Genomic DNA, 19,743 nt, shown 5'->3' with positions numbered 1-19,743 from the left:
ATCTCCTACTCAAGCAGCTCCGGTCGGCCGAGGCCGCCCGCGACGATCACCACTCGGCATGGCGACCGGCCCGCGCCTGCGCGTAGAAACGAACCAGCCAGGTCGCGAAGGAGGACGCCGTGAGTCAGTCGCAGTTCGAGATCGACCCCGCCGGAGCAGGCTTCGACCCGCAACGACTGCAGCGGCTCGACCGGCACTTCGCCCGCTACGTCGACGACGGCAGGCTCGCGGGCTGGCAGGTCCTGATCGCGCGCGGCGGCAAGATCGCGCACTCGAGCACCTGCGGCCTGCGGAACCTGGAGTCCGAGGACCCGGTGCGCGACGACACGCTGTTCCGGATCTACTCGATGACGAAGCCGATCACCTCGGTGGCGGCGATGATGCTCTACGAGGAAGGGGCGTTCGAGCTCACCGACCCGGTCAGCGACTTCATCCCGTCGTTCGCCGACCTGCGGGTCTACACCGGCGGCCCCGCACGGGAAGCGCAGACCCGGCCGGCCATCGAGCCGATGCGGATCTGGCACCTGCTCACGCACACCTCCGGGCTGACCTACGGGTTCCACCGGCTGCACCCGACCGACGAGATCTACCGGCAACAGGGCTTCGAGCTGGGCACCCCCGCCGACCTGGACCTCGAGGGCGTCTGCGACGTGTACGCGGGGATGCCGCTGCTGTTCGACCCGGGCAGCTCGTGGAACTACTCGGTGTCCACCGACGTGCTCGGCCGGGTGGTGGAGGTGGCCTCCGGCATGGGCCTGGACGAGTTCTTCCGCACCCGCATCTTCGAGCCGCTGGGCATGACCGACACCGGTTTCGCGGTGCCGCCGGAGTCGCTGGACCGGCTCGCTTCGCTCTACGTCGCCGACTCGAACGGCAAGGCGGTGCGGCCGAAGCGCCCGTCGGTGCCGGAGACCCCGCCGAAGGCGCTGTCCGGCGGTGGCGGCCTGGTGTCCTCGGCGCACGACTACCACCGGTTCACCGGGATGCTGCTCGGCCGCGGGCAGCTGGACGGGGTGCGGCTGCTCGGCGACCGCACCGTGCGGTTCATGGCGCGCAACCACCTGCCCGGCGGGGCGCACCTCGACCAGCTGGCGCACGGCTCGTTCTCCGAGGTCAGCAACGCGGGCAAGGGTTTCGGCCTGGGCTTCGCGGTGGTCGAGGACCCGGTCCCCTCGCGCGTGGTCGCCAGCCCCGGCGAGCTGTCCTGGGGCGGGCTGGCCAGCACCGCGTTCTGGGTGGATCCGGCCGAGGAGCTCACCGTCGTGTTCCTGACCCAGCTGGTGCCCTCCAGCACGCACCCGATCCGCTCGCAGCTGCACCAGATGGTCTACCAGGCGCTGGTGGACTGAAATCCGGTTCACCGGTCGGTGCGCGGGATCTCCCCGCGCGTGCGCCAGCGCGCGAAACCGCCCTCGGTGTTGATCACCTGGCCGGTGATCCAGCGGGCTTCGTCGGTGCTCAGCCACGCGATCAGGCGTGCGGGATCGTCCGGTTCGCCGTAGCGGCCGAACGGGAACATCGGTGCGACCACGTGCCAGTCCCGCTCGCCCAGGTACCCGGTCTGCACCGGGCCGGGATTGACCGTGTTCACCGTGATACCGGAGTCGGCGAGCTGGTCGGACAGGGTGAGGGTGATCTCCGCGAGCGCACCTTTCGCCGCGGCGTAGGCGACCTCGCCCGGCATCGGGCCGAGCTGCTGGCCGGAGGTCAGGAACACGACCCGCCCGCCGGGACGGCCGTCGTGGTGGGCAGCGAAGGCTTGCGCGAGCAGGATCGACGAGCGGGTGTTGACCGCCCAGTGCCCGTCCAGCACCTCGGCGTCCAACTCCCCCAGGGCGCCGTCCGAACCGCTGCGGGCGTGGTTGCAGACCAGCACGTCGAGGTGCCCGAACTCGGCGACCGCGCGCTGCACCAGCCGCTCCGGCTCGCCGGGTTCGACGAGATCGCCCGGCGCGTCCGCGACCCGGGCGTCGCCGACCAGGTGCCGGGAGACCCCGGCGCGGACCTCGTCGGCGTCGTCGGCGCCCCACGGCTGCTCGATATCGTGCGGCCGGTGGTGGTGCAGGAAAACGCTCCCGCCCCAGGCCGCGAGCCTGCGGGCGATCGCGAAACCGATGCCCTGCCTGCGGCTCGCGCCGGTCACCAGCGCCGCGCGGCCGCGCAGCGGATGCGGGTCCCGGGCCAGGTCGAGATCTTGTTCCACGTGCGCATGGTGACGTTCCGAGCACGCAGCGCGCACCTGATTTTCGCGGGCTGCTCCGGGTTCAACCGTTGCTGTGGAGTGGCTCCACGCGCAGCGGCCTCAGCCGTTTCCTGGGAGAACGAGCGGGAAAACCAACGCTCAGAACGGCGGCCAGGGAATCGCGGGCCACTCCCCGGAAGGCGCCGGGAAAACGCCCTCGCCGAGCAGGGCCTGCACCCGCTCGTTGATCGCCTGGACTTCCTTGGGCGTGATGTGCTCGGCCAGGTCGGCGGCCAGCTCGCCCTCCATCAGCGCCCGGAAGCGGCCCAGCGCCTCGGTCGCCTCCGCGGGCAGCGGTTTGCCGATCCAGCCCCACAACACCGTGCGCAGCTTGTTCTCCGCGTTCAGGCTCACGCCGTGATCGATGCCGAAAACGTCGCCGTCGGGCGCGTGCAGGATGTGCCCGCCCTTGCGGTCCGCGTTGTTGATCACGACGTCGAGCACCGCGAGCCGGCGCAGCGCCGCGTGGTCGGCGTGCGCCAGCACCACCGGATCACCGTGGTTGTCCTGCGCCTGCAGCACCGCCCGCCAGCCTTCCGGGACGTCCGCCGGTTCGGCCAGGTCGACCAGCTCCGAGTCCTCCTCGGTGTCCACCCACAGCTGCACCATCCCCGGCCCGAACGGGCCCTCGCGCAGCAGCGTCGGCGGGACCAGGTGCCAGCCCAGCGCTTCGGACACCAGGTAGGAGGCGACTTCCCGACCGGCCAGCGTGCCGTCCGGGAAGTCCCATAACGGACGTTCCCCGCGCACCGGCTTGTAGACGCATTCGGCCGCCGCGCCGTCGTGCTCGACCGAGCACAGCAGCGTGGCGTTCGAGGCTTCCACGAGCCGCCCCTCGACCTCGATGCGGCCCTGCGCCAGGACCTCGCGGGCGGCCGGATCGGCGGGATGCACGAGCCGCTAGTCCTCTTCCGACCGGCGGTAGCCGTTCTGCCGCGGGCAGATGTGGCCTTCCGGGTCCAGCGGCTCGTTGCACAGCGGGCACGGCTTGCGGCCCGCGTTGATCACCCGCTCGGCGCGGTCGGCGAACGCGCGGGCGCGCGCCGGGCTGAGGAACACGCGGACCGCGTCCGGGCCCTCCTCGGTGTCGTCGAGCACCACGGACTCGTCGATCTCCTCCTCGGTGACCGCGAGCAGCTCCACCACGACGGCTTCGGTCTCGGCGTCCCAGCCGAGTCCCATCGTGCCGACCCGGAACTCCTCCTCCACCGGCACCGCCAGCGGGTCCGAGTCGACGAGGTCGTCCGGGGCGTCGGCGGGCAGCTCCGCGTCGAACCGGCGCTGCACCTCCTCCAGCAGCGCACCGATGCGTTCGGCGAGCACGGTGACCTGCTGCTTCTCCAGCTGCACGCTGACCGTGCGGACGTCCTCGGACGCCTGCAGGTAGAAGGTGCGCTCGCCTGGTTCCCCGACGGTCCCTGCGACGAACCGGTCGGGCTGGCGGAAGACGTGGATGACACGAGCCATGGCACCTTCGACACTAAGCCACCCGCGGTCGGGCGCGCGCAGCCGTCCCCCGTATCCGGCCGGACGCCTCCTCAGCAGGGTTCACCTGCCGCGAAGCCGGGCTCGCAACGGCGCTGCGGGCGGCCGCGGAACGGCAGAGCCGCGAGTTCGCCGAACGCGAACACGCCGCTGCCGGGCTGCTCGCCCGGGCGTTGCGGACCGCTACGCTCACCTCGCCCCCGGAGTCCGGAACTTCTCCCCCTCATGGAGCGCCGCATTGAGCACCCGCGAACGACGCCGTCCCCCGCGGCTGCGCGCCGGGGACACCGTCGCCGTGGTCGCCCCCGCCGGACCGGTGCCCGCCGACCTGCTCGAGGCCGGGATCGATCTGCTGCGCAGCTGGGATCTGCGAGTGGTGCCCGGCAAACACGTCCGCGAACGGCATCCGCGGCTGGGCTACCTCGCCGGAACCGACGCCGACCGGGCCGCCGATCTGCAACAGGCGTGGTGCGACCCGGACGTCGCGGGCGTCGTGTGCGCCCGCGGCGGCTACGGCAGCATGCGGTTGCTGGACCACCTGGACTGGACCGCGATGAGCAACGCGGGGCACAAGGTGTTCGCCGGCTCGAGCGACGTGACCGCGCTGCACGGCGCGTTCGGCAACAAGCTCGACTTGGCCACGGTGTTCGGCCCGATGATCGGCACCGCGGCGTTCGTGGAGGACGGCGCGGCGCGCGAGCACTTCCGGCGCACCCTGTTCGCCCCCGAGTCGGTCACGATCATCACTCGCCGCGGTGCGGAGGCACTGGTGCCGGGGCGGGCGCGCGGCATCACCTACGGCGGCAACCTGGCACTGGCCGCGGCCGCGCTCGGCGCACCGGACACCGCCCCGCCGCCGGAGCGCGGGATCGCGCTGCTCGAAGACGTCGGCGAGGACCCGTACCGGCTGGACCGCGCGCTGACCCAGCTGCTGCGCGCGGGCTGGTTCGACCGCGCCAGCGGTGTCGCGCTCGGCTCGTGGAGCGGCTGCGGGCCGCAGGAAGACGTGCGGGACGTGCTCCGGAACCTCCTCGGCGACCTGGGCATCCCGGTGCTCGGCGAGCTCGGCTTCGGCCACTGCGCGGCGCAGCGGACCATGCCGCTGGGAGTGGCCGCGGAACTGGACACGTCCGCGCAGCGGCTCAGCGTCCTGCAACCGGCGCTGCGCTGACACCCATGGCCGGGTCGGCCGGCAGTTCCGGATAGAACGGGGACATGCGGGTCCGAGCGATCACACCGGAAAAGCTGGCCGATGAACTCGCCGAGACCATCGCCGAGGTGCGCGCGCCGCGGCCCCGGGTGGCCGTCGACGGCGCCGTCGGCACCGCGGAGTTCGCCGACGGTCTGGTCGAACCGCTGCGGGTGCGCGGCCGGGAGGTCGTGCGGGTGAGCACCTGGCGCTACGTGCGCGCGGCGTCGCTGCGGCTGGAGCACGGGCGCGACGATCCGGATTCGTTCTACGAGAGCTGGTTCGACTTCGGCGGGCTGCGCCGCGAAGCGCTCGATCCGCTCGCCAGCGGCGGCTCCGGACTGGTGCTGCCCGCGCTGTGGGACGTGACGACCGACCGTTCCCCCAGGCTCGACCGGGTCCGGCTACCGGAGCACGGCGTGCTGCTCGTGGACGGGCCGCTGCTGCTCGGCGCCGGATTGCCGTTCGAGCTGACCGTGCACCTGTGGCTGCCGGGGCGGTCGCTGCAACGCCACCTCGCCGAGTCCGAGCACTGGACGCTGCCCGCGTTCGACCGCTACAGCGCCGAAGTCGCGCCCGAACGACTCGCCGACCACGTCGTCCGCGTGGACCGTCCGGGCCATCCCGCGGTGGTCGACAGGTTCGGCTGAATCACGCGTGATGCGTCGCCGCGACCGTGTACAGCTTCGGATCGGAGGTCGCCAGCGCCGTGGCCGAGGACATGTGCTCCTGCGCGGCCGGGTCGGCGAGCATCGCGCGGAAGGCGGCTTCGTCGCGCCATTGCGCGTAGTTGACCACGGTGTGCCCGTCCCGGCTGGCGTGGATGTTCGCCGAGACGAACCCGTCGCGGTGCCGCATCACCGCTTCGGTCGCCTCGTTCAGCAGCGACACGAGTTCCTGCTGCTTGTCCGGTTGGACGTGGAAGACGTTGATCAGCGTGGTGATCGCGGCGTCCGGGTCGATCGTGCTGGTGGCCATGACGGCTCCTCACCGGTGCGAAGTTCCTACTCGGCCAGGGTGCCCCAGCTGCCGGTCCCGTTCGCGTCGATCGCCGCGGCCACCGGTTCGCTCACTCCGCGGCCGGTTCGCCGCGGCCCGCCAGCGAAGGCACCGCGGCCAGCAGCGTCCTGGTGTAGTCGTGCTGCGGTTCGAGCAGCACCTGTTCGACCGGCCCGAGTTCGACGATCTCGCCGCGGTACATCACCGCCACCCGGTCGGCGATGTTCCAGGCCAGCCCCAGATCGTGCGTGATGACCAAAGTGGACAGACCGCGGGTTTCGCGCAGCCGCAGCAGCAGCGCGAGGATCTCGCCGCGGACGGTGGCGTCCAGCGAGGCCACCGGTTCGTCGGCCACCAGCGCCTTCGGGTCCAGCACCAGCGCACCGGCGATCACCACCCGCTGCCGCTGGCCGCCGGAGAGCTCGTGCGGGAAGCGCGACAGGAAGTCCTCGGCGGGCCGCAGCTCGGCCGCCTCCAACGCGGCCACGACCTTCGCCGATTCGTCGGCGGCGGCACCGTGGATCCGCAGCCCTTCGGCCACCAGCTCGTAGACGGTGTTGCGCGGGTTGAGCGCACCGGTCGGGTCTTGCAGCACCAGCTGCACCAGCCGCCGGTACTCCCGCAGCCCGGCCGACGAACTCGGCAGCGGTGCGCCGTCGAAGCGCACCTCGCCCGCGGTCGGCGGCTGCAACCCGAGCAGCGTCCTGGCCAGCGTGGTCTTGCCGGAACCGGACTGGCCGACCAGCGCCACGATCTCCTGCTCCCCCACCTGCAGATCCACTTCGCGAACCGCGCGCACCGGCGGGCCCGAACGCGCCGGGAACGTCACCGACACCCCCTCGGCCGACAGCAGCGCACGACCCGGCTCGCCCGGCTGCACCAGCCGGAACCCGGGATCGCCCACGGTCGGGAACGCCTCCGCCAACGCGCGGCTGTGCGGGTGTTCCGGAGCGGCCATGAGCCGGTGGGACGGGCCGTGCTCGACGACCTCGCCCTGGTACATCACCGCGATCCGGGCGCAGCTCGACGACAGCACCGACAGGTCGTGGCTGATCACCAGCAGCGCGATGCCGCGCTCGGCGACCAGCCTGCCCAGCAGTTCCAGCACCTGCGCCTGCACCACCACGTCCAGCGCGGTCGTCGGCTCGTCGGCGATGATCAACCGCGGATCGCAGGCCAGCGCCATCGCGATCATCACGCGCTGCTTCTGACCGCCGGAGAGCTCGTGCGGGTAGGCGTCTGCGCGCTCGGCGGGCAGCTCCACCGCCTCCAGCAGCTCGACCACCCGCGCCCGCGGATCGCCGGAGACGGTCTCGTGCAACCGCATCGGCTCGGCGATCTGCGCGCCGATCGTCTGCACCGGGTTCAGCGCGTGCATCGCGCCCTGGAACACCACCGACGCCGTGGACCACCGCACGGCGCGCATCCGCCCGAACGACATGCCGCGCACGTCCTGCCCCTCGAGCAGCCGCGCACCGCCCACCTCAGCCGAGCGCGGCAGCAGCCGCAGCACCGACATGGCCAGCGTCGTCTTGCCGCACCCGGACTCCCCGGCCAGGCCGAGCGTGTCGCCCGGTTCCAGGCTCAGGTCCACGTCCCGCACGGCCGGGGATGCCGCGCCGCGGTAGGTGATCGACACTCCGCGCAGCTCCAGGATCGGGCTCATCGCTGCCCCCGCAACCTCGGGTTGAACACCGTCTCCATCGCCCTTCCGCACAGCGTGAAACTCAGCACCACCAGCACGATCCCGATCCCGGGCGGCAGCAGGTACCACCACGCGCCGCCGGTGACCGCACCGGTGTCCATCGCAGACTTGAGCATCGAGCCCCACGAGGCGCGGCTCGGATCGCCGAGCCCGAGGAACGCCAGCGTGGACTCCATGATGATCGCGCTGGCCACCGACAACGTGGTGTTCGCGAACACCAGCGGCAGCACGGCGGGCAGCACGTGCTTGCGGATCACGTGCGCGTGCCCGCCGCCGAGCACCTGCGCCCGCTCGATGTAGGGCCGGGCTTCGACGGTCAGCGTCTGCGCGCGCACCAGCCGCGCCGTGGTCGGCCACGAGGTCACCCCGATCGCCAGCACGATCGTGCCGAGCCCGCGTTCCAGCACTGTGGACAGCGCGATGGCCAGCACCAGCGCGGGCAGCACCAGGAAGAAGTCGGTGATCCGCATCAGCACCGTCTCGGTCCACCCGCTGAAGTGCGCGGACAGCACGCCGACGATCGTGCCGATCACCACCGACAGCACCGCCGCGGCCAGGCCCACCACCAGCGACACCCGCGCGCCCCACCACGTCAGCAGCAGTACCGAGCGGCCGGATTCATCGGTGCCGAGCCAGAAATCCGCGTTCGGCGCCTGCAGCGAATCACCGGTCGCGCTGGTCACGTCCAATCCGGACTGGTCGGTCAGCACCGGTGCCAGCAACGCCAGCGCGGTGATCGCCACCAGCAGGACCAGCCCGGCCACCCCGCCGCGGTCCTGCCGGAACACCCGCCACGACTCGGCCGCGGACGCGCGCCGCCGCGCCCGCAACAGCTGCCCTGCCGTGGGTTGCCGGCCCGTCGGTTGCTGCCCCGTCGGTTGCTGCCCCGTGGGTTGCGGCGCCGTCACGAGGCACGCACCCGCGGGTCCAGGACCCGGTATAGCAGGTCCGCCACCACGTTCATCACGATCACACTCCCCGCCAGCACGATGAATGTGCCTTGCAGCAACGGCAGATCCGGCACCTTCAGCGCCTCGTAGGTCAGCAGGCCGAGCCCGGGCCACGAGAACACCGTCTCCACGGTGATCGCCCCGCCCACGACCAGGCCCAGGTGCAGGAAGATCAGCGTCACCGTCGGCAGCATCGCGTTCGGCACCGCGTGCCTGCGCCGCACCAGGTCTTCGCGCAGGCCCTTCGCGCGCGCGGTGGTCAGGTAATCCGCGCCCATTTCCTCCAGCAGCGAGGACCGCATCACCATCAGGTATTGCGCGTAGACCACCGCGACCATCGTCGACGCGGGCAGCACCAGGTGCCGCGCCACGTCCAGCACCTGCGCGGGCAGCTCCGGCGGCGTGTCCGGCGAGTTGATCCCGCCGACCGGGAACAGCCCGGGAATCGGCCCGACCCCGACGCCGAAGACCATCAGCACGATCAGCCCGAACCAGAACGTCGGCACCGACCAGAACGTCAACGCCACCGAGGTCGAGATCTTGTCGAACTTCCCGCCCTGGCGCCACGCCGCCCGCGTGCCCATCCACAGCCCGAGCACCACCGCCAGCACCGTCGCGGTGCCGACCAGCAGCACCGTCGGCCAGAACCGCTCCGCGATGAGGTCGGCCACCGGGCGGCTGTAGGTGTAGGAGGTGCCCAGGTCACCGCGCAGCAGCGCGCCGAGGAAGTCCAGGAACTGCTTCCACAGCGGCTGATCCAGCCCGAAGCGGTGCCGCAACTGCTGGATCTGCTCGCCGGAGACCGCCGCGCCGCGGGTCATCGTGCGCACCGGATCACCGGGCATCACCCGGAACAGGAAGAACCCGAGCACTGCCACCAGGAACAGGCTCAGCAGCCCGCCACCGAGCTTGCCCGCGGCGTAGCGCAGCCAGCCGCCGGAGCCGGTCGCGGCGTCCTCGGTCGCCGGTTCCTCGGCCGGGCGTGGTTGGTGCTGCGTCACCGGATCGGCCATCGCGTCACTCCCGTTCGTCCATGGTGGCCCGCCGGTGGCGCGCCACCAGCAGGATCACCACTCCGCCGACGACCACGATCCCGAGCAGCACCAGCCCGATCCGCCCGTAGTCCGGGGGATCCGAGGCGTGCTCGGCCTTCGGCGTCGGCTGGGCGCCGTAGTAGCCCCAGTAGCCCTGCTGCCCGGTGATCACGCCCCCGTTCGCGGGCTGGGTGGTGAACCCGCTGAAGCGGTCGGAGCGGTACGCCTCCAGCGAGTTCTGGTAGTACAGCACCGATGCGCTCGCCTGGTCGTAGAACCGCCGCTGCGCCTGCTTGACCAGGTCGATGCGCTTGGCCGGGTCGAACTCGCCGAGCTGGCGGGCGTAGAGGTCGTCGTAGACCGGGTCGCACAGGAACGAGTCCGGCGTGCCACCGCCGTCCGGGCTGGGCCGGGATCCGCAGGTCTGCAGCCGCAGCACGTAGTCCGGGTCCGGGTTCGCCGACCAGCCGGACATCGCCAGGTCGAAGTCACCCCCGGTGGTGCGGTCGTTGACCTGGTTGTCCGAGACCGGATCCAGCTGCACCGCGATGCCGATGTCGGCCAGCCACTGCTTGACGAACTCGCCCACCTGCGCATCCGCCGAGGTGCTCGCGTGCAGCATGAACTCGAAGTTCAGCGGCTCGCCCTGCGGCGTGCGGCGGATTCCGTCCGGCCCGCGCAGGTAGCCTGCGGCGTCCAGCTCCCGGTTCGCCGCGGCCGGGTCGAACCCGCGCGGCCGCGGCGGCTTCCAGTGGTAGTCGTCGAAGATCGGCGGCAGGTACCCGCCACCGACCTGGCCGTATCCGTTGAGCACCCTTTCGATCAGCTTCGGCTTGTCGATTGCCTTGTCGACAGCGCGGCGCACCCGCACGTCGGTCAGCGCCGGATGCCCGCTGCCGATCGGCTGCCCTTCGCTGTTGGTGGCACCCGGGTTGATCAGCATCTCGGAGAACCGGCGCCCCTGGCCCTTGACCTGCTGGATGTCGCGCTGCCCGGCCAGCGCTTCGAACTGCGTGGGAGTGAGCTGCTGCGCGACGTCGATCTCGCCCTTGCGCAGCGCCTGCACCGCGGCGTCGGTGTTCTTGAACTGCACGAACCGCAGCTCGCCGATCTTCGCCGGGCCGCGCCAGAAGTCCGGATTGGCCCGCAGCGCGGCGTAGCGCTCCGGCTCGTACTCGGTGAGCTGGAACGGACCCGACCCGACCACCGGCATCCGGTCGTTCGGGTAGGAGGTCAGGTCGGGGATCTTCGACCACACGTGCGCGGGCACGATCGGCGCGTCGATGGCCAGCATCGTCGTCTGCGGGGTCTTGGTGCGGATCACCAGCGTGCCGTCGTCCGGCGCGGACACCGACTGGAAGTTCTCCACGAAGTTGCCGTTCGCGGTGGCCGCCGTGGGGTCCCGCATCATCCGGTCGTAGGTGTAGGCGGCGTCGCGCGCGGTCACCGGCAGCCCGTCGGTCCAGCGCACCCCTGGGCGGATCTTGAAGGTCCAGGTCAGCTTGTCCGGGGAGGTCGACCACGACTCCGCCAGCTCCGGTTCCGGCGCGAAGTCCCGCGGGTCGTACGTGGTCAGCGTCGGGTAGATCAACCGGAACAGGTCGGTCGACGCCAGCGAGTAGCCCAGGAACGGGTTCAGCGAGTCGATCTGCTGCGCCGTTCCGACCCGCAACGTCGCCGCGCGGGCGGGCGCATCCGCCGGTTGCGCGCCTGCCGCCGCCGGAACGGCGAAACCGGCCAGCACGGCCAGCAGAACCACGATTCTTCGAGCCACGAGGACCTCCTCTTCTCCCGAAGTGAGAAAAAAGAACCATCCTCGGCGGCTTCTCGTCAATAGTTCACAAGAGCTTGCGCCGAATGGCTAACCCAATGTGTACCGAACAGTTACCGAACCCGTCCGGCAATCCCGTGACCTGCGATCACGTCTCGCCCCACCGGGCTTGCTGCCATTGCAGCGCCTCCGGCCGGGAACCGTCCGCGACGTACTCCAGAAGGCCCGCGCGCAGCTCCCGGAATGCCAGCACCGAATCGCGCGGGAACAGCAGCGCGCTGCCCACGTCGAAGCGCAGCTTCGGCGGCTCGGCGAACGGTTCCGGGTTGCGGGTGTGCCAGGACGTGAGCTCGCCGTCCTCGGATTCCTCGGTGTAGTTGACCACCCCGACCTCGGCTTCGCCGTCGGTCACGACCCGCACGCTCTGGTACGGCCCCGGGATGTCGTCGCTCTCGTAGGGGCGGTCCCAGACGTAGAGGTGGCTGGCGCGGCCCGCGGTGCCCGGCCGCAGCACCTTCTCCACCAGCCCGGCCTTGTCCTCGGAGGTGTGCGCGTAGTGCCGCTCGCCGTCGACCACCGCCGTCGCCACCGAGACGCCGAGCTCGGAATTCCGCGCGCCCACCGCCTCGGAACGCAGTGCGTCCAGGCATTCCCTCGCCTCGCGCAACGCCTTGATCGCCGCGCCCTGGTGCAGCACCAGGTCGCCCCAGTAGGCGTGACCGTGGACCTTGTTGAGGTCGCCGTAGACCGCGTTGGTGGACTCGATCAGCTTGTCCAGCACGTCCAGCGGAACGTCGGCGAGGCGGGCGAACACCACCGCCAGCGGATCGACCGGGCCGTCTTGCAGCGGCGGATTCGACATGCCTTCGTTGCACCCCACGCAGTCGATAGCTGTACTCGCCTGGAAACGCCGTCGGCCAATGATGCCAACCCGCCGGTTCACGACGTACGGCGCCTACCGCGCAACGGACACTACCTCGCGTGATCTTGCGGTCGCGCAGCGCGGCCCCCGAGCCGATGTGTGCGGCGGAAACGCAGCTGACGCGCGGCAGCGGGCAGGTTTTCGGTCAGCAGCGCAACGCGGCGCGGGGGCAGCACCGAGCGCGCATTTCACCCGAACCGCGCAGCGCTCAGCTCGCCTGCCCGCGCAACAACCCTTCCGCCGGCTCCGCGTCCGCGGCCATGTCCAGCAGCGACCGCCCGAGCGCGTCCGGGTCGTCGAAGCCGATCCGGCCCACCACGTCGTCCGGCAGGCTCAGCATCGTCATCGCCACGCCCAGCATCCCGGCGTCGAGCAAACCCGCGCCGCGCGCCGGGATCGGCTCGCCGACCGCTGCGTGCAGGTGCACCGCCGAATCCACCCCGGCCAGCGTGATCTCCCCCAGCGCCGAGCGGACCTGCGGATTGCGCACCCCTTCCAGGTGCAGCTCGAACAGCGCGAGGAATTGGGACCGGGCCGTGGTCACCATCCGCTGCAGCATCGCCAGGTACAGCGCGGTGACGTCGCCCTGCGCGACCCCGTCGGGCAACTGCTCGCGCAACCGGCGCATGGCCGCGGTCTGCTGGTCGGCGACCCGGCGGCCGATCGCGGCGAACAGGGCTTCCCGGGTGGCGTGGTAGTTCTTCGTGGTCCCCTCCGGGAACCCGGCCTCCCGGTCGATGGCCCGGTGCGTGAGCCCGCGCCCCCCTTCGCGCGCCAACACCTCGACTGCTGCGTCGGCGAGCACGGCGCGGCGATTGCTGCGCTGCGACATGCGACCCCTGCTGATCTGTCCCGTTGACCTTGTCGGACGCCGACCGGTTCGCGAATCGGCACGTCCGGCCCCTCGAAGCGATCATTGTAGACCCGCGTTGATCACACCCGCGCGATCAGCACGCCGAGCGGCGCGGAATCGACGTGCTTGCCGCGCACCGCCGAACAGGTATAGACCAGCGGTGTTCGCGCCATCGACCCGAGGAGCAGTGCCCATGTCCGGAGTTCTCGGCAGCCAGCCCGCGCCGCCGCACGCCGAAGCCACCCTCGAGCACCTGCGCGGAGTCGGTGCGCACAACGCCACCGCGCTCGCCGAAGCCGCGGACGCGCTGCTGACCTGCCTGCGCGCGGACGGCCTGGTGTGCACCGCCGGGGCCGGGCACTCGCTGGCCGGAGTCATGGAGTCCTTCTACCGCGCAGGCGGACTGGCGGCCGTGCGCCCGCTCTACCGCCCCGACCTGCTCCCGCTGCACGGCGCCGTGGCTTCCACCGGCACCGAGCGCACCAGCGGCCTGGCCGCAACCGTGCTCGCCGACGCGGAGTTCCGCGGCGGCCAGGACGCCTTGGTGGTCTTCTCCAACTCGGGCGTCAACCCGTACCCGGTGGAACTGGCCGTGACCGCGGCGGGCACGGGATCCACCGTCATCGCGGTGACTTCCCCGGCCGCGAGCGCCGACGCCCCCAAGCGGGCGGGCACCACCCTGGCCGAGCAAGCGCACATCGTGCTGGACACCCGAACCCCCGGTGGAGACGCCAGCTACCCGCCCCGAGACCCGGTCACCGCGCCGCTGTCCTCGCTGGCGAACGCCTACCTGTGGAACCTGCTGCTGGTCCGGCTGCACGACTCCGCGCAGCGCGCCGGACTCGAGCTGCCGGTGTGGCGCAGCGCGAACACCGTCGGCGGCGACGACGCCAACGCCGCGAACCTGCGCCACTACGGCGCCCGCGTCCCCGGCCTGACCTGATGTGCCTCCCGACCCGGGCACGAAAGACCGGGCCCGACCCGAAGGTCGAGCCCGGTCCGGGCGATTCGCTCAGTTCGCTTCGAGCGCGCCTGCCAGCTCCGTGATCCGCCGGATCTGCGCCGCCCGCTCCGCGGCGAGCTGCTGCTCCGGGTCCACCGCCTCGTCGGCCTGCGCCAGCAAGGCCAGCGTCTCGCGCACCGCGCCTTCCGGCGGGGTGCTGACCGCCTCGGCGAGCTGATCGACCGCGGCGTCCAGCCCTTCGACGGGCACCACCGAGTTCGCCAAGCCCATCCGCAGGGCTTCCTCGGCACCAACCTCCCGGCCGGCCGCACAGATCTCGACCGCGCGGGCGTAACCGATCGCGCGCACCAGCGGCAACGTCCCACCCAGATCCGGCACCAGGCCCAACCCGGTCTCGGCCATCCGCAACCGCGCGTCCTCGGTGAGCACCCGCAGGTCGCAGGCCAGCGCGAGCTGGAACCCGGCGCCGATGGCGTGGCCTTGCACGGCCGCGATCGTCACCCGGTCGGGTTCCCGCAGCCAGCTGAAGCCCTGCTGGAACCCGGCGATCTCGGCGTCGGCCTCTTCGGTGGGGCGCTGCCCCAGTCCGATCAGGCCGGGCGCCCCGTCCACGTCCTCGGACCCGAACAACCTGCGGTCCAGCCCGGCGGAGAACGCGCGCCCCCGCGCGCGCACCACGACGACCCGCACTCCCGGGTCGAGGGACTGGCCGATCTCGCGCAGCGCCGCCCACGTCAACGGAGTCTGCGCATTGAGCTTGTCCGGGCGGTCGAGCGTGATGGTGGCGCGCCGCCCCTGAACCGTGAGCCCCACACCGCCACGGTCCAGGAGGTCGGCGTCCATCCTCGACTGCTGCAAACGGGCCTCCATCAGTTCTGCGTCGACCGGGCGGAACCGAACGGTACCCGCCGGCCGGAAAGGAACCGCAACGAACCGATCATGCCCGCTGCCTCACTTCTTCTTCGAACGCGTCGCACCCCCGCGGCCGCGCAGTTGCACGCCCGATTCGCTGAGCACCCGGTGCACGAACCCGTAGGACCGGCCGGTCGCCTCAGCCAGGGCGCGGATGCTGGCTCCCTTCTCGTACTTCTTCTTAAGGTCACTGGCAAGCTTGTCCCGTGCGCTTCCGGTGATTCGCGCACCCTTCTTCAGGTCAGCCACAGTGTCCCCGCCTTCCCTCCGAACAGGTCGGGCCGCTCGCGACCCCTGTCGTCGCAATGATCGAACAGGACGGCCGTAAACGCCAGGCGATCATGCAAAAAGATCGCCCAACGGTCGAGATCAGCCCACGGCGATCACCGGAATGCGCTCACCTGTTCGGACTAACTCAGCCGCGACATCCGGCGGTGAGCCGCCTAGCCGCCGGAGTTCTTCGCAGGTCAGGGCGTTTCGATGCGCCGAGCCGGGCATGATTGGTCGTAACGGGTGTTCGCGCCACCGGAGCAGCGGTCGTCACGCCGCGTACGGCCCAGGGTGGGAAAAACCACTCGTCAGGCGAGTTGCACTAGCTCCATGTAGTCCTCGGACCAGTGGTCCTCAGTCCCGTCGGGCAACAGGATCACCCGTTCCGGCTCGAGCGCTTCGACCGCGCCGGGATCGTGCGTCACCAGGACCACCGCTCCGGTGAAACTGCGCAACGCGTCGAGCACCTGCTCGCGACTGGCCGGGTCCAGGTTGTTCGTCGGCTCGTCGAGCAGCAGCACGTTCGCCGCGCTGGAGACGAGCCCGGCCAGCGCCAGCCGGGTCTTCTCCCCGCCGGAGAGCGTGCCCGCGGGCTGCTGGAGCTGTTCACCGCGGAACAGGAACGCGCCGAGCAGCGTGCGCAGCTGCTGCTCCGGGGTGTCCGGGGCCGCGCTGCGGATGTTCTCCCACACGGTCGCGTCGTGGTCGAGGGTTTCGTGCTCCTGCGCGTAGTAGCCGACGCGCAGCCCGTGGCCGGGCACCATCTCGCCGGCGTCGGACTCCTCCATGTGGCCGAGCAGCCGCAGCAACGTGGTCTTGCCCGCGCCGTTGAGCCCGAGCACCACGACCCGGGAGCCGCGGTCGACGGCGAGATCGACGCCGGTGAAGATCTCCAGCGAGCCGTAGGACTTCGACAGCCCGCGGGCGGTCAGCGGCGTCTTGCCGCAGGAGGCCGGTTCCGGGAAGCGGATCTTGGCGACCTTGTCGTCGGCCTGTTCCTCTTCCAGGTCGTTGACCATCTTCTCGGCGCGGCGGGCCATGTTCTGCGCGGCGACGGCCTTGGTGGCCTTGGCGCGCATCTTGTCGGCCTGCGCCATGAGCGTGGACGCCTTCTTCTCGGCGTTGGCGCGTTCCCGGCGGCGGCGCTTCTCGTCGGCGGCGCGCGCTTCCTGATAGCGCTTCCAGTCCATGTTGTAGACGTCGGCCTCGCCGCGGACCGCGTCCAGGAACCACACCTTGTTCACCACGTCGCCGAGCAGCTCGACGTCGTGGCTGATCACGACGAGGCCGCCGTCGTGGTTGCGGAGGAACTCGCGCAGCCAGTTGATCGAGTCCGCGTCGAGGTGGTTGGTCGGCTCGTCCAGCAGCAGCGTCGTCGCCGAACCGCCACCGGGGCCCGCCTCCGCGGCGGCGAACAGGATCCGGGCCAGCTCGACCCGGCGGCGCTGGCCACCGGAGAGCGTGCTCAGCGGCTGGGTCAGCACCCGGTCCGGCAGCCCCAGGTTCGAGCAGATCCGGCCCGCTTCGCTCTCGGCGCCGTACCCGCCGCGCGCGGCGAAGCGCTCCTCGAGCTTGCCGTAGCGGTCGATGGCCTTGTCCCGCTGCCGGTCGTCGGCGAGCTCGGCCATCGCGGTCTGCGCCTTCTCCATGTCGCGCAGGATCCGGTCCAGGCCGCGCGCGGAGAGCACCCGGTCCTTGGCCGCGACCGAGAGGTCGCCTTCCCGCGGGTCCTGCGGCAGGTAACCCGTTTCGCCGCTGCGCACCAGCTCACCGGCGTAGGGATCGCCCTCGCCCGCGAGCACGCGCAGCGTCGTGGTCTTGCCCGCACCGTTGCGACCGACCAGGCCGATGCGGTCGCCGGGCTGGACGCGCAGGTTCGCACCGGACAGCAGGATGCGCGAACCAGCGCGCAGTTCCAGGGAAGTGGCAGAGATCAACGAAAACTCCGGAGGCTAGTGGTCGAGCGAGATCGCGAAAACGCCCATCGCCGGTACGACCGGGCCGATGGGCTGGAAGGGGCGCCGCTAGTCGGCGGACACCATCAGGCAGTACTCCCGCGGGTGGGATCGCCGTCGCACGGCGTGCCGCGGGATCGCGTGCTTGCTCACCACGTCGACCAGTGTAACGGCCGGACTACCGGGTCAGGCGTGCACTCCGGCACTGAGCGTCACCGGGCGGGCCCGGCAGGCCAGGGCCGCGGGGTAGATCAGGGAGCCGGATCGTGGATCTCGACCTCCACCGAGATCGCGCGGACCGCCGCATCGTCGAGCACCGAACGGCGCGGCTCGGCGACGTCGAGCACGCCGGGTTCGGCCGCGGCGAGCAGCTCGCGCAGCCGCGGATCCGCGCGCAGCGCGTCCAACGCCTTGCCGTCCCCGCCGAGGATCACGGCGTCGAGCCGCTCGCGTTCCGGCAGCAGCACCCGTGCGGCGTCGTCGGCGGCGGACTCCAGGGAACGGCGCGCCTGGCCCTCGCGGCGGCGCGCGAATCGTTGCTGCGACTGCCCGCCCGCCTTGTTCCGGCCGTGCACCAGGTGCCGATCGGTCGAGGAAACCTCGATCACGCCGCCACGGGCGATGCCCACGCTGTGCGCGCCCAGGCGCACCAGCACCAGCCCGACCCGGCGCGTCCGCGACACGTGCTCGACCAGCGCTGACACCGCCAGGCCGGATTGCTCGCCGTGCGGTCCGGCCAGCTCGCCGAACGGGACGGTCACCGCGGCCGTGGCGCCGTCGGCGGCGGCCACTTCGACGCGGCGCGGGCCGAGAACGGTGCGCAGCGCGCCACCGTGCCCGTCGGCGAACCGCTCGAACCAGCCCGCCAGGCGGTCGGGAGCGATCCGCACCGCGCGGCCGCCTCCGGACAATTGCCTGCCTCGCATCAGCCCATCCCAGCACGACCGGCCGCACCGGATCCGCCGCCGGTGCCTGGATTTTTCGATTCGCCCCTTGTCGGCGTGGCGGCCGGTGATTAGCGTGCTGCGAACCTTACAGCGTTAGTTATTTGGACCACACATCCGAAGGGTGCGTTCGCGATGGCTGTTCCCCCGAGCAACGCTGGTTCCCCCAGCGGCACCGGCCCGGGCAACGCCCGCAGGGTGGCGTTCGCCAGCCTCATCGGCACGACGATCGAATGGTTCGACTTCTTCATCTACGGCACCGCCGCCGCGCTGGTGTTCAACGAGCTGTTCTTCCCCGAGTTCGCCCCGATGGTCGGCACCATCGCATCGTTCGCGACCTTCGCCATCGGATTCGTCGCCCGGCCGCTGGGCGGAGTGCTGTTCGCGCACTTCGGCGATCGGCGCGGGCGCAAACCCGTGCTGGTCACCTCGCTGCTGCTGATGGGCGTGGCCACGGTGCTGATCGGAGCGCTGCCCGGCTACGACTCGATCGGCGTGTGGGCGCCGCTGCTGCTGACCGCGCTGCGGTTCGCGCAGGGCCTCGGCGTCGGCGGCGAATGGGGCGGTGCGGCGCTGATGGCGGTGGAGCACGCACCGCAGAACCGGCGCGGCTTCTACGGCAGCTGGCCGCAGATCGGGGTGCCCGCGGGCCTGCTGCTGGGCAACCTCACCTTCTCGGTGCTTTCCGCGAACCTGACCGACGCGCAGTTCGTGGCGTGGGGCTGGCGCATCCCGTTCCTGTGCAGCGCGCTGCTGATCGGGCTCGGCCTGCTCATCCGGCTCAAGATCAGTGAGAGCCCGGTGTTCCAGGAGGCCGCCCGCGAGCAGGCGCAGCACACCCGCACACCCGTGCTCGACGTGCTGCGCGAGCACCCGCGGACCGTCGCGCTCGCCGCGGGTTCGTTCCTGGCCACGAACGCGACCTTCTACGTCGGCACCACCTGGGTCGTCAGCTACGCCACCACGTCGCTCGACTACGAGCGCACGTCGATCCTGAACGCGAACGCGCTGCTGAGCTTCCTGGACATTCCGCTGATGCTGGCCTTCGGGCTGCTGTCCGACCGGATCGGGCGGCGCGGCATGTCGCTGGCCGGGATGGCCGGGCTCGCGGTGTTCGCGGTGCCGTACTTCCTGCTGGTGGACAGCCGGTCGATCGTGCTGTTCCTGCTCGGCGGGATCGTGGTGCAGGCGTGCCGGACCGCGGTGTACGGGCCGCAGTCGGCGTTCTACTCGGAGCTGTTCAGCACCCGGTTCCGCTACAGCGGTGCGTCGTTGAGCTATCAGCTCGCGGCCATCCTCGGCGGCGGCCTGGCGCCGATGATCTGCACGGCGCTGTACGGCTGGACCGGCTCGTCGATGGCGATCGCCGGTTACGTCGTGGTGCTGTGCGCGATCTCGTTCGGCTCCAGCTACCTGCTGGCCGAGACCTACCGGAAGGGTCTGTCGGAGTCCGGGACCACTCGAACCGCGGTGTGAGCGAATCGGACCTTTTCCGAAGGGTTTGCGTGCCGGAACCTCAGCGGCTCCGCTGCTGGCAGAAGTGCTACC

Annotated in this window: 19 protein-coding genes; 5 read left to right on the top strand and 14 right to left on the bottom strand. The window is 71.2% G+C overall.

From position 1 onward, the window contains the following. Positions 1–119: 119 nt before the first annotated feature. Positions 120–1,349 (top strand): serine hydrolase, encoded by a 1,230-nt coding sequence (locus V1457_RS17765; protein ID WP_200069721.1) that lies wholly within the window; start codon positions 120–122, stop codon positions 1,347–1,349. A gap of 8 nt (positions 1,350–1,357) precedes the next feature. Here V1457_RS17765 and V1457_RS17760 read toward each other — a convergent pair whose 3' ends face one another. From V1457_RS17760 to V1457_RS17750, 3 genes are all read right to left on the bottom strand, one after another. Then, on the bottom strand, positions 1,358–2,203 hold the full coding sequence (locus V1457_RS17760; RefSeq protein WP_338595656.1) for an SDR family oxidoreductase: 846 nt from the start codon (positions 2,201–2,203) through the stop codon (positions 1,358–1,360). A 138-nt stretch (positions 2,204–2,341) separates the two neighbouring features. Further along, entirely contained in the window at positions 2,342–3,136 is a 795-nt protein-coding gene (locus V1457_RS17755) for an SCO1664 family protein (protein ID WP_338595655.1), read from the bottom strand. A 6-nt stretch (positions 3,137–3,142) separates the two neighbouring features. Beyond that, on the bottom strand, positions 3,143–3,709 hold the full coding sequence (locus tag V1457_RS17750) for a DUF3090 domain-containing protein (protein ID WP_200069723.1): 567 nt from the start codon (positions 3,707–3,709) through the stop codon (positions 3,143–3,145). 256 nt (positions 3,710–3,965) lie between these two features. Between V1457_RS17750 and V1457_RS17745 the strand changes: the two genes are divergently transcribed. Further along, positions 3,966–4,898, top strand: coding sequence for an LD-carboxypeptidase (locus tag V1457_RS17745; RefSeq protein ID WP_338595654.1), 933 nt, complete (start codon positions 3,966–3,968; stop codon positions 4,896–4,898). Positions 4,899–4,942: 44 nt separating this feature from the next. Then, positions 4,943–5,566 (top strand): uridine kinase, encoded by a 624-nt coding sequence (locus V1457_RS17740; RefSeq protein ID WP_338595653.1) that lies wholly within the window; start codon positions 4,943–4,945, stop codon positions 5,564–5,566. 1 nt (position 5,567) lies between these two features. On the opposite strand, the gene V1457_RS17735 is transcribed toward V1457_RS17740, so the two are convergent. The 7 genes from V1457_RS17735 to V1457_RS17705 form a co-directional block, all read right to left on the bottom strand. Then, positions 5,568–5,894 carry a putative quinol monooxygenase gene (locus V1457_RS17735; protein ID WP_200069726.1) on the bottom strand — a complete coding sequence of 109 codons (327 nt, stop codon included), beginning with the start codon at positions 5,892–5,894 and terminating at the stop codon, positions 5,568–5,570. A 91-nt stretch (positions 5,895–5,985) separates the two neighbouring features. After that, positions 5,986–7,581 carry an ABC transporter ATP-binding protein gene (locus tag V1457_RS17730; protein WP_338595651.1) on the bottom strand — a complete coding sequence of 532 codons (1,596 nt, stop codon included), beginning with the start codon at positions 7,579–7,581 and terminating at the stop codon, positions 5,986–5,988. Then, positions 7,578–8,450, bottom strand: coding sequence for an ABC transporter permease (locus V1457_RS17725; RefSeq protein WP_338605026.1), 873 nt, complete (start codon positions 8,448–8,450; stop codon positions 7,578–7,580). Before V1457_RS17725 ends, V1457_RS17730 begins: the two co-directional genes overlap by 4 nt. 74 nt (positions 8,451–8,524) lie before the next feature. Then, the gene (locus V1457_RS17720; RefSeq protein WP_200069728.1) at positions 8,525–9,583 is read right to left on the bottom strand and encodes an ABC transporter permease; all 1,059 of its coding nucleotides are present in this window, start codon (positions 9,581–9,583) and stop codon (positions 8,525–8,527) included. 4 nt (positions 9,584–9,587) lie between these two features. Next, positions 9,588–11,378 carry an ABC transporter substrate-binding protein gene (locus V1457_RS17715; protein ID WP_200069729.1) on the bottom strand — a complete coding sequence of 597 codons (1,791 nt, stop codon included), beginning with the start codon at positions 11,376–11,378 and terminating at the stop codon, positions 9,588–9,590. Between the two features lie 145 nt (positions 11,379–11,523). Further along, positions 11,524–12,237 (bottom strand): Imm1 family immunity protein, encoded by a 714-nt coding sequence (locus tag V1457_RS17710; protein WP_338595649.1) that lies wholly within the window; start codon positions 12,235–12,237, stop codon positions 11,524–11,526. A 268-nt stretch (positions 12,238–12,505) separates the two neighbouring features. Then, on the bottom strand, positions 12,506–13,129 hold the full coding sequence (locus V1457_RS17705) for a TetR/AcrR family transcriptional regulator (RefSeq protein WP_200069731.1): 624 nt from the start codon (positions 13,127–13,129) through the stop codon (positions 12,506–12,508). Between the two features lie 214 nt (positions 13,130–13,343). Here V1457_RS17705 and V1457_RS17700 point away from each other — a divergent pair, with 214 nt between their 5' ends. Next, positions 13,344–14,093 carry a sugar isomerase domain-containing protein gene (locus tag V1457_RS17700; RefSeq protein WP_338595647.1) on the top strand — a complete coding sequence of 250 codons (750 nt, stop codon included), beginning with the start codon at positions 13,344–13,346 and terminating at the stop codon, positions 14,091–14,093. 69 nt (positions 14,094–14,162) lie between these two features. Here the strand turns inward: V1457_RS17700 and V1457_RS17695 are convergent, their stop codons facing one another. The 4 genes from V1457_RS17695 to V1457_RS17680 form a co-directional block, all read right to left on the bottom strand. Next, positions 14,163–14,957 carry an enoyl-CoA hydratase/isomerase family protein gene (locus V1457_RS17695; RefSeq protein WP_233627192.1) on the bottom strand — a complete coding sequence of 265 codons (795 nt, stop codon included), beginning with the start codon at positions 14,955–14,957 and terminating at the stop codon, positions 14,163–14,165. A gap of 108 nt (positions 14,958–15,065) precedes the next feature. Then, positions 15,066–15,275 carry a helix-turn-helix domain-containing protein gene (locus V1457_RS17690; RefSeq protein WP_200069734.1) on the bottom strand — a complete coding sequence of 70 codons (210 nt, stop codon included), beginning with the start codon at positions 15,273–15,275 and terminating at the stop codon, positions 15,066–15,068. Between the two features lie 329 nt (positions 15,276–15,604). Next, positions 15,605–17,233, bottom strand: coding sequence for an ABC-F family ATP-binding cassette domain-containing protein (locus V1457_RS17685; RefSeq protein WP_200069735.1), 1,629 nt, complete (start codon positions 17,231–17,233; stop codon positions 15,605–15,607). Between the two features lie 269 nt (positions 17,234–17,502). After that, positions 17,503–18,180 carry an acVLRF1 family peptidyl-tRNA hydrolase gene (locus V1457_RS17680; protein WP_200069914.1) on the bottom strand — a complete coding sequence of 226 codons (678 nt, stop codon included), beginning with the start codon at positions 18,178–18,180 and terminating at the stop codon, positions 17,503–17,505. Positions 18,181–18,330: 150 nt separating this feature from the next. Between V1457_RS17680 and V1457_RS17675 the strand changes: the two genes are divergently transcribed. Further along, on the top strand, positions 18,331–19,671 hold the full coding sequence (locus V1457_RS17675) for an MFS transporter (RefSeq protein ID WP_200069736.1): 1,341 nt from the start codon (positions 18,331–18,333) through the stop codon (positions 19,669–19,671). Positions 19,672–19,743 lie beyond the last annotated feature (72 nt).

This window comes from Saccharopolyspora sp. SCSIO 74807 (assembly GCF_037023755.1).
In the GTDB taxonomy this organism is placed as follows: domain Bacteria; phylum Actinomycetota; class Actinomycetes; order Mycobacteriales; family Pseudonocardiaceae; genus Saccharopolyspora_C; species Saccharopolyspora_C galaxeae.
Note: the sequence above shows the minus strand (reverse complement) of the source record. Positions and strands in the feature narration are given on the sequence as shown.

Bases quoted from the DNA above. Each gene is read 5' to 3' on its own strand.
- V1457_RS17700 (WP_338595647.1), top strand. From the start codon at position 13,344: ATGTCCGGAGTTCTCGGCAGCCAGCCCGCGCCGCCGCACGCCGAAGCC.
- V1457_RS17750 (WP_200069723.1), bottom strand. From the start codon at position 3,709: ATGGCTCGTGTCATCCACGTCTTCCGCCAGCCCGACCGGTTCGTCGCA.
- V1457_RS17735 (WP_200069726.1), bottom strand. From the start codon at position 5,894: ATGGCCACCAGCACGATCGACCCGGACGCCGCGATCACCACGCTGATC.
- V1457_RS17675 (WP_200069736.1), top strand. From the start codon at position 18,331: ATGGCTGTTCCCCCGAGCAACGCTGGTTCCCCCAGCGGCACCGGCCCG.
- V1457_RS17705 (WP_200069731.1), bottom strand. From the start codon at position 13,129: ATGTCGCAGCGCAGCAATCGCCGCGCCGTGCTCGCCGACGCAGCAGTC.
- V1457_RS17730 (WP_338595651.1), bottom strand. From the start codon at position 7,581: ATGAGCCCGATCCTGGAGCTGCGCGGAGTGTCGATCACCTACCGCGGC.
- V1457_RS17710 (WP_338595649.1), bottom strand. From the start codon at position 12,237: ATGTCGAATCCGCCGCTGCAAGACGGCCCGGTCGATCCGCTGGCGGTG.
- V1457_RS17740 (WP_338595653.1), top strand. From the start codon at position 4,943: ATGCGGGTCCGAGCGATCACACCGGAAAAGCTGGCCGATGAACTCGCC.
- V1457_RS17720 (WP_200069728.1), bottom strand. From the start codon at position 9,583: ATGGCCGATCCGGTGACGCAGCACCAACCACGCCCGGCCGAGGAACCG.
- V1457_RS17695 (WP_233627192.1), bottom strand. From the start codon at position 14,957: ATGGACGCCGACCTCCTGGACCGTGGCGGTGTGGGGCTCACGGTTCAG.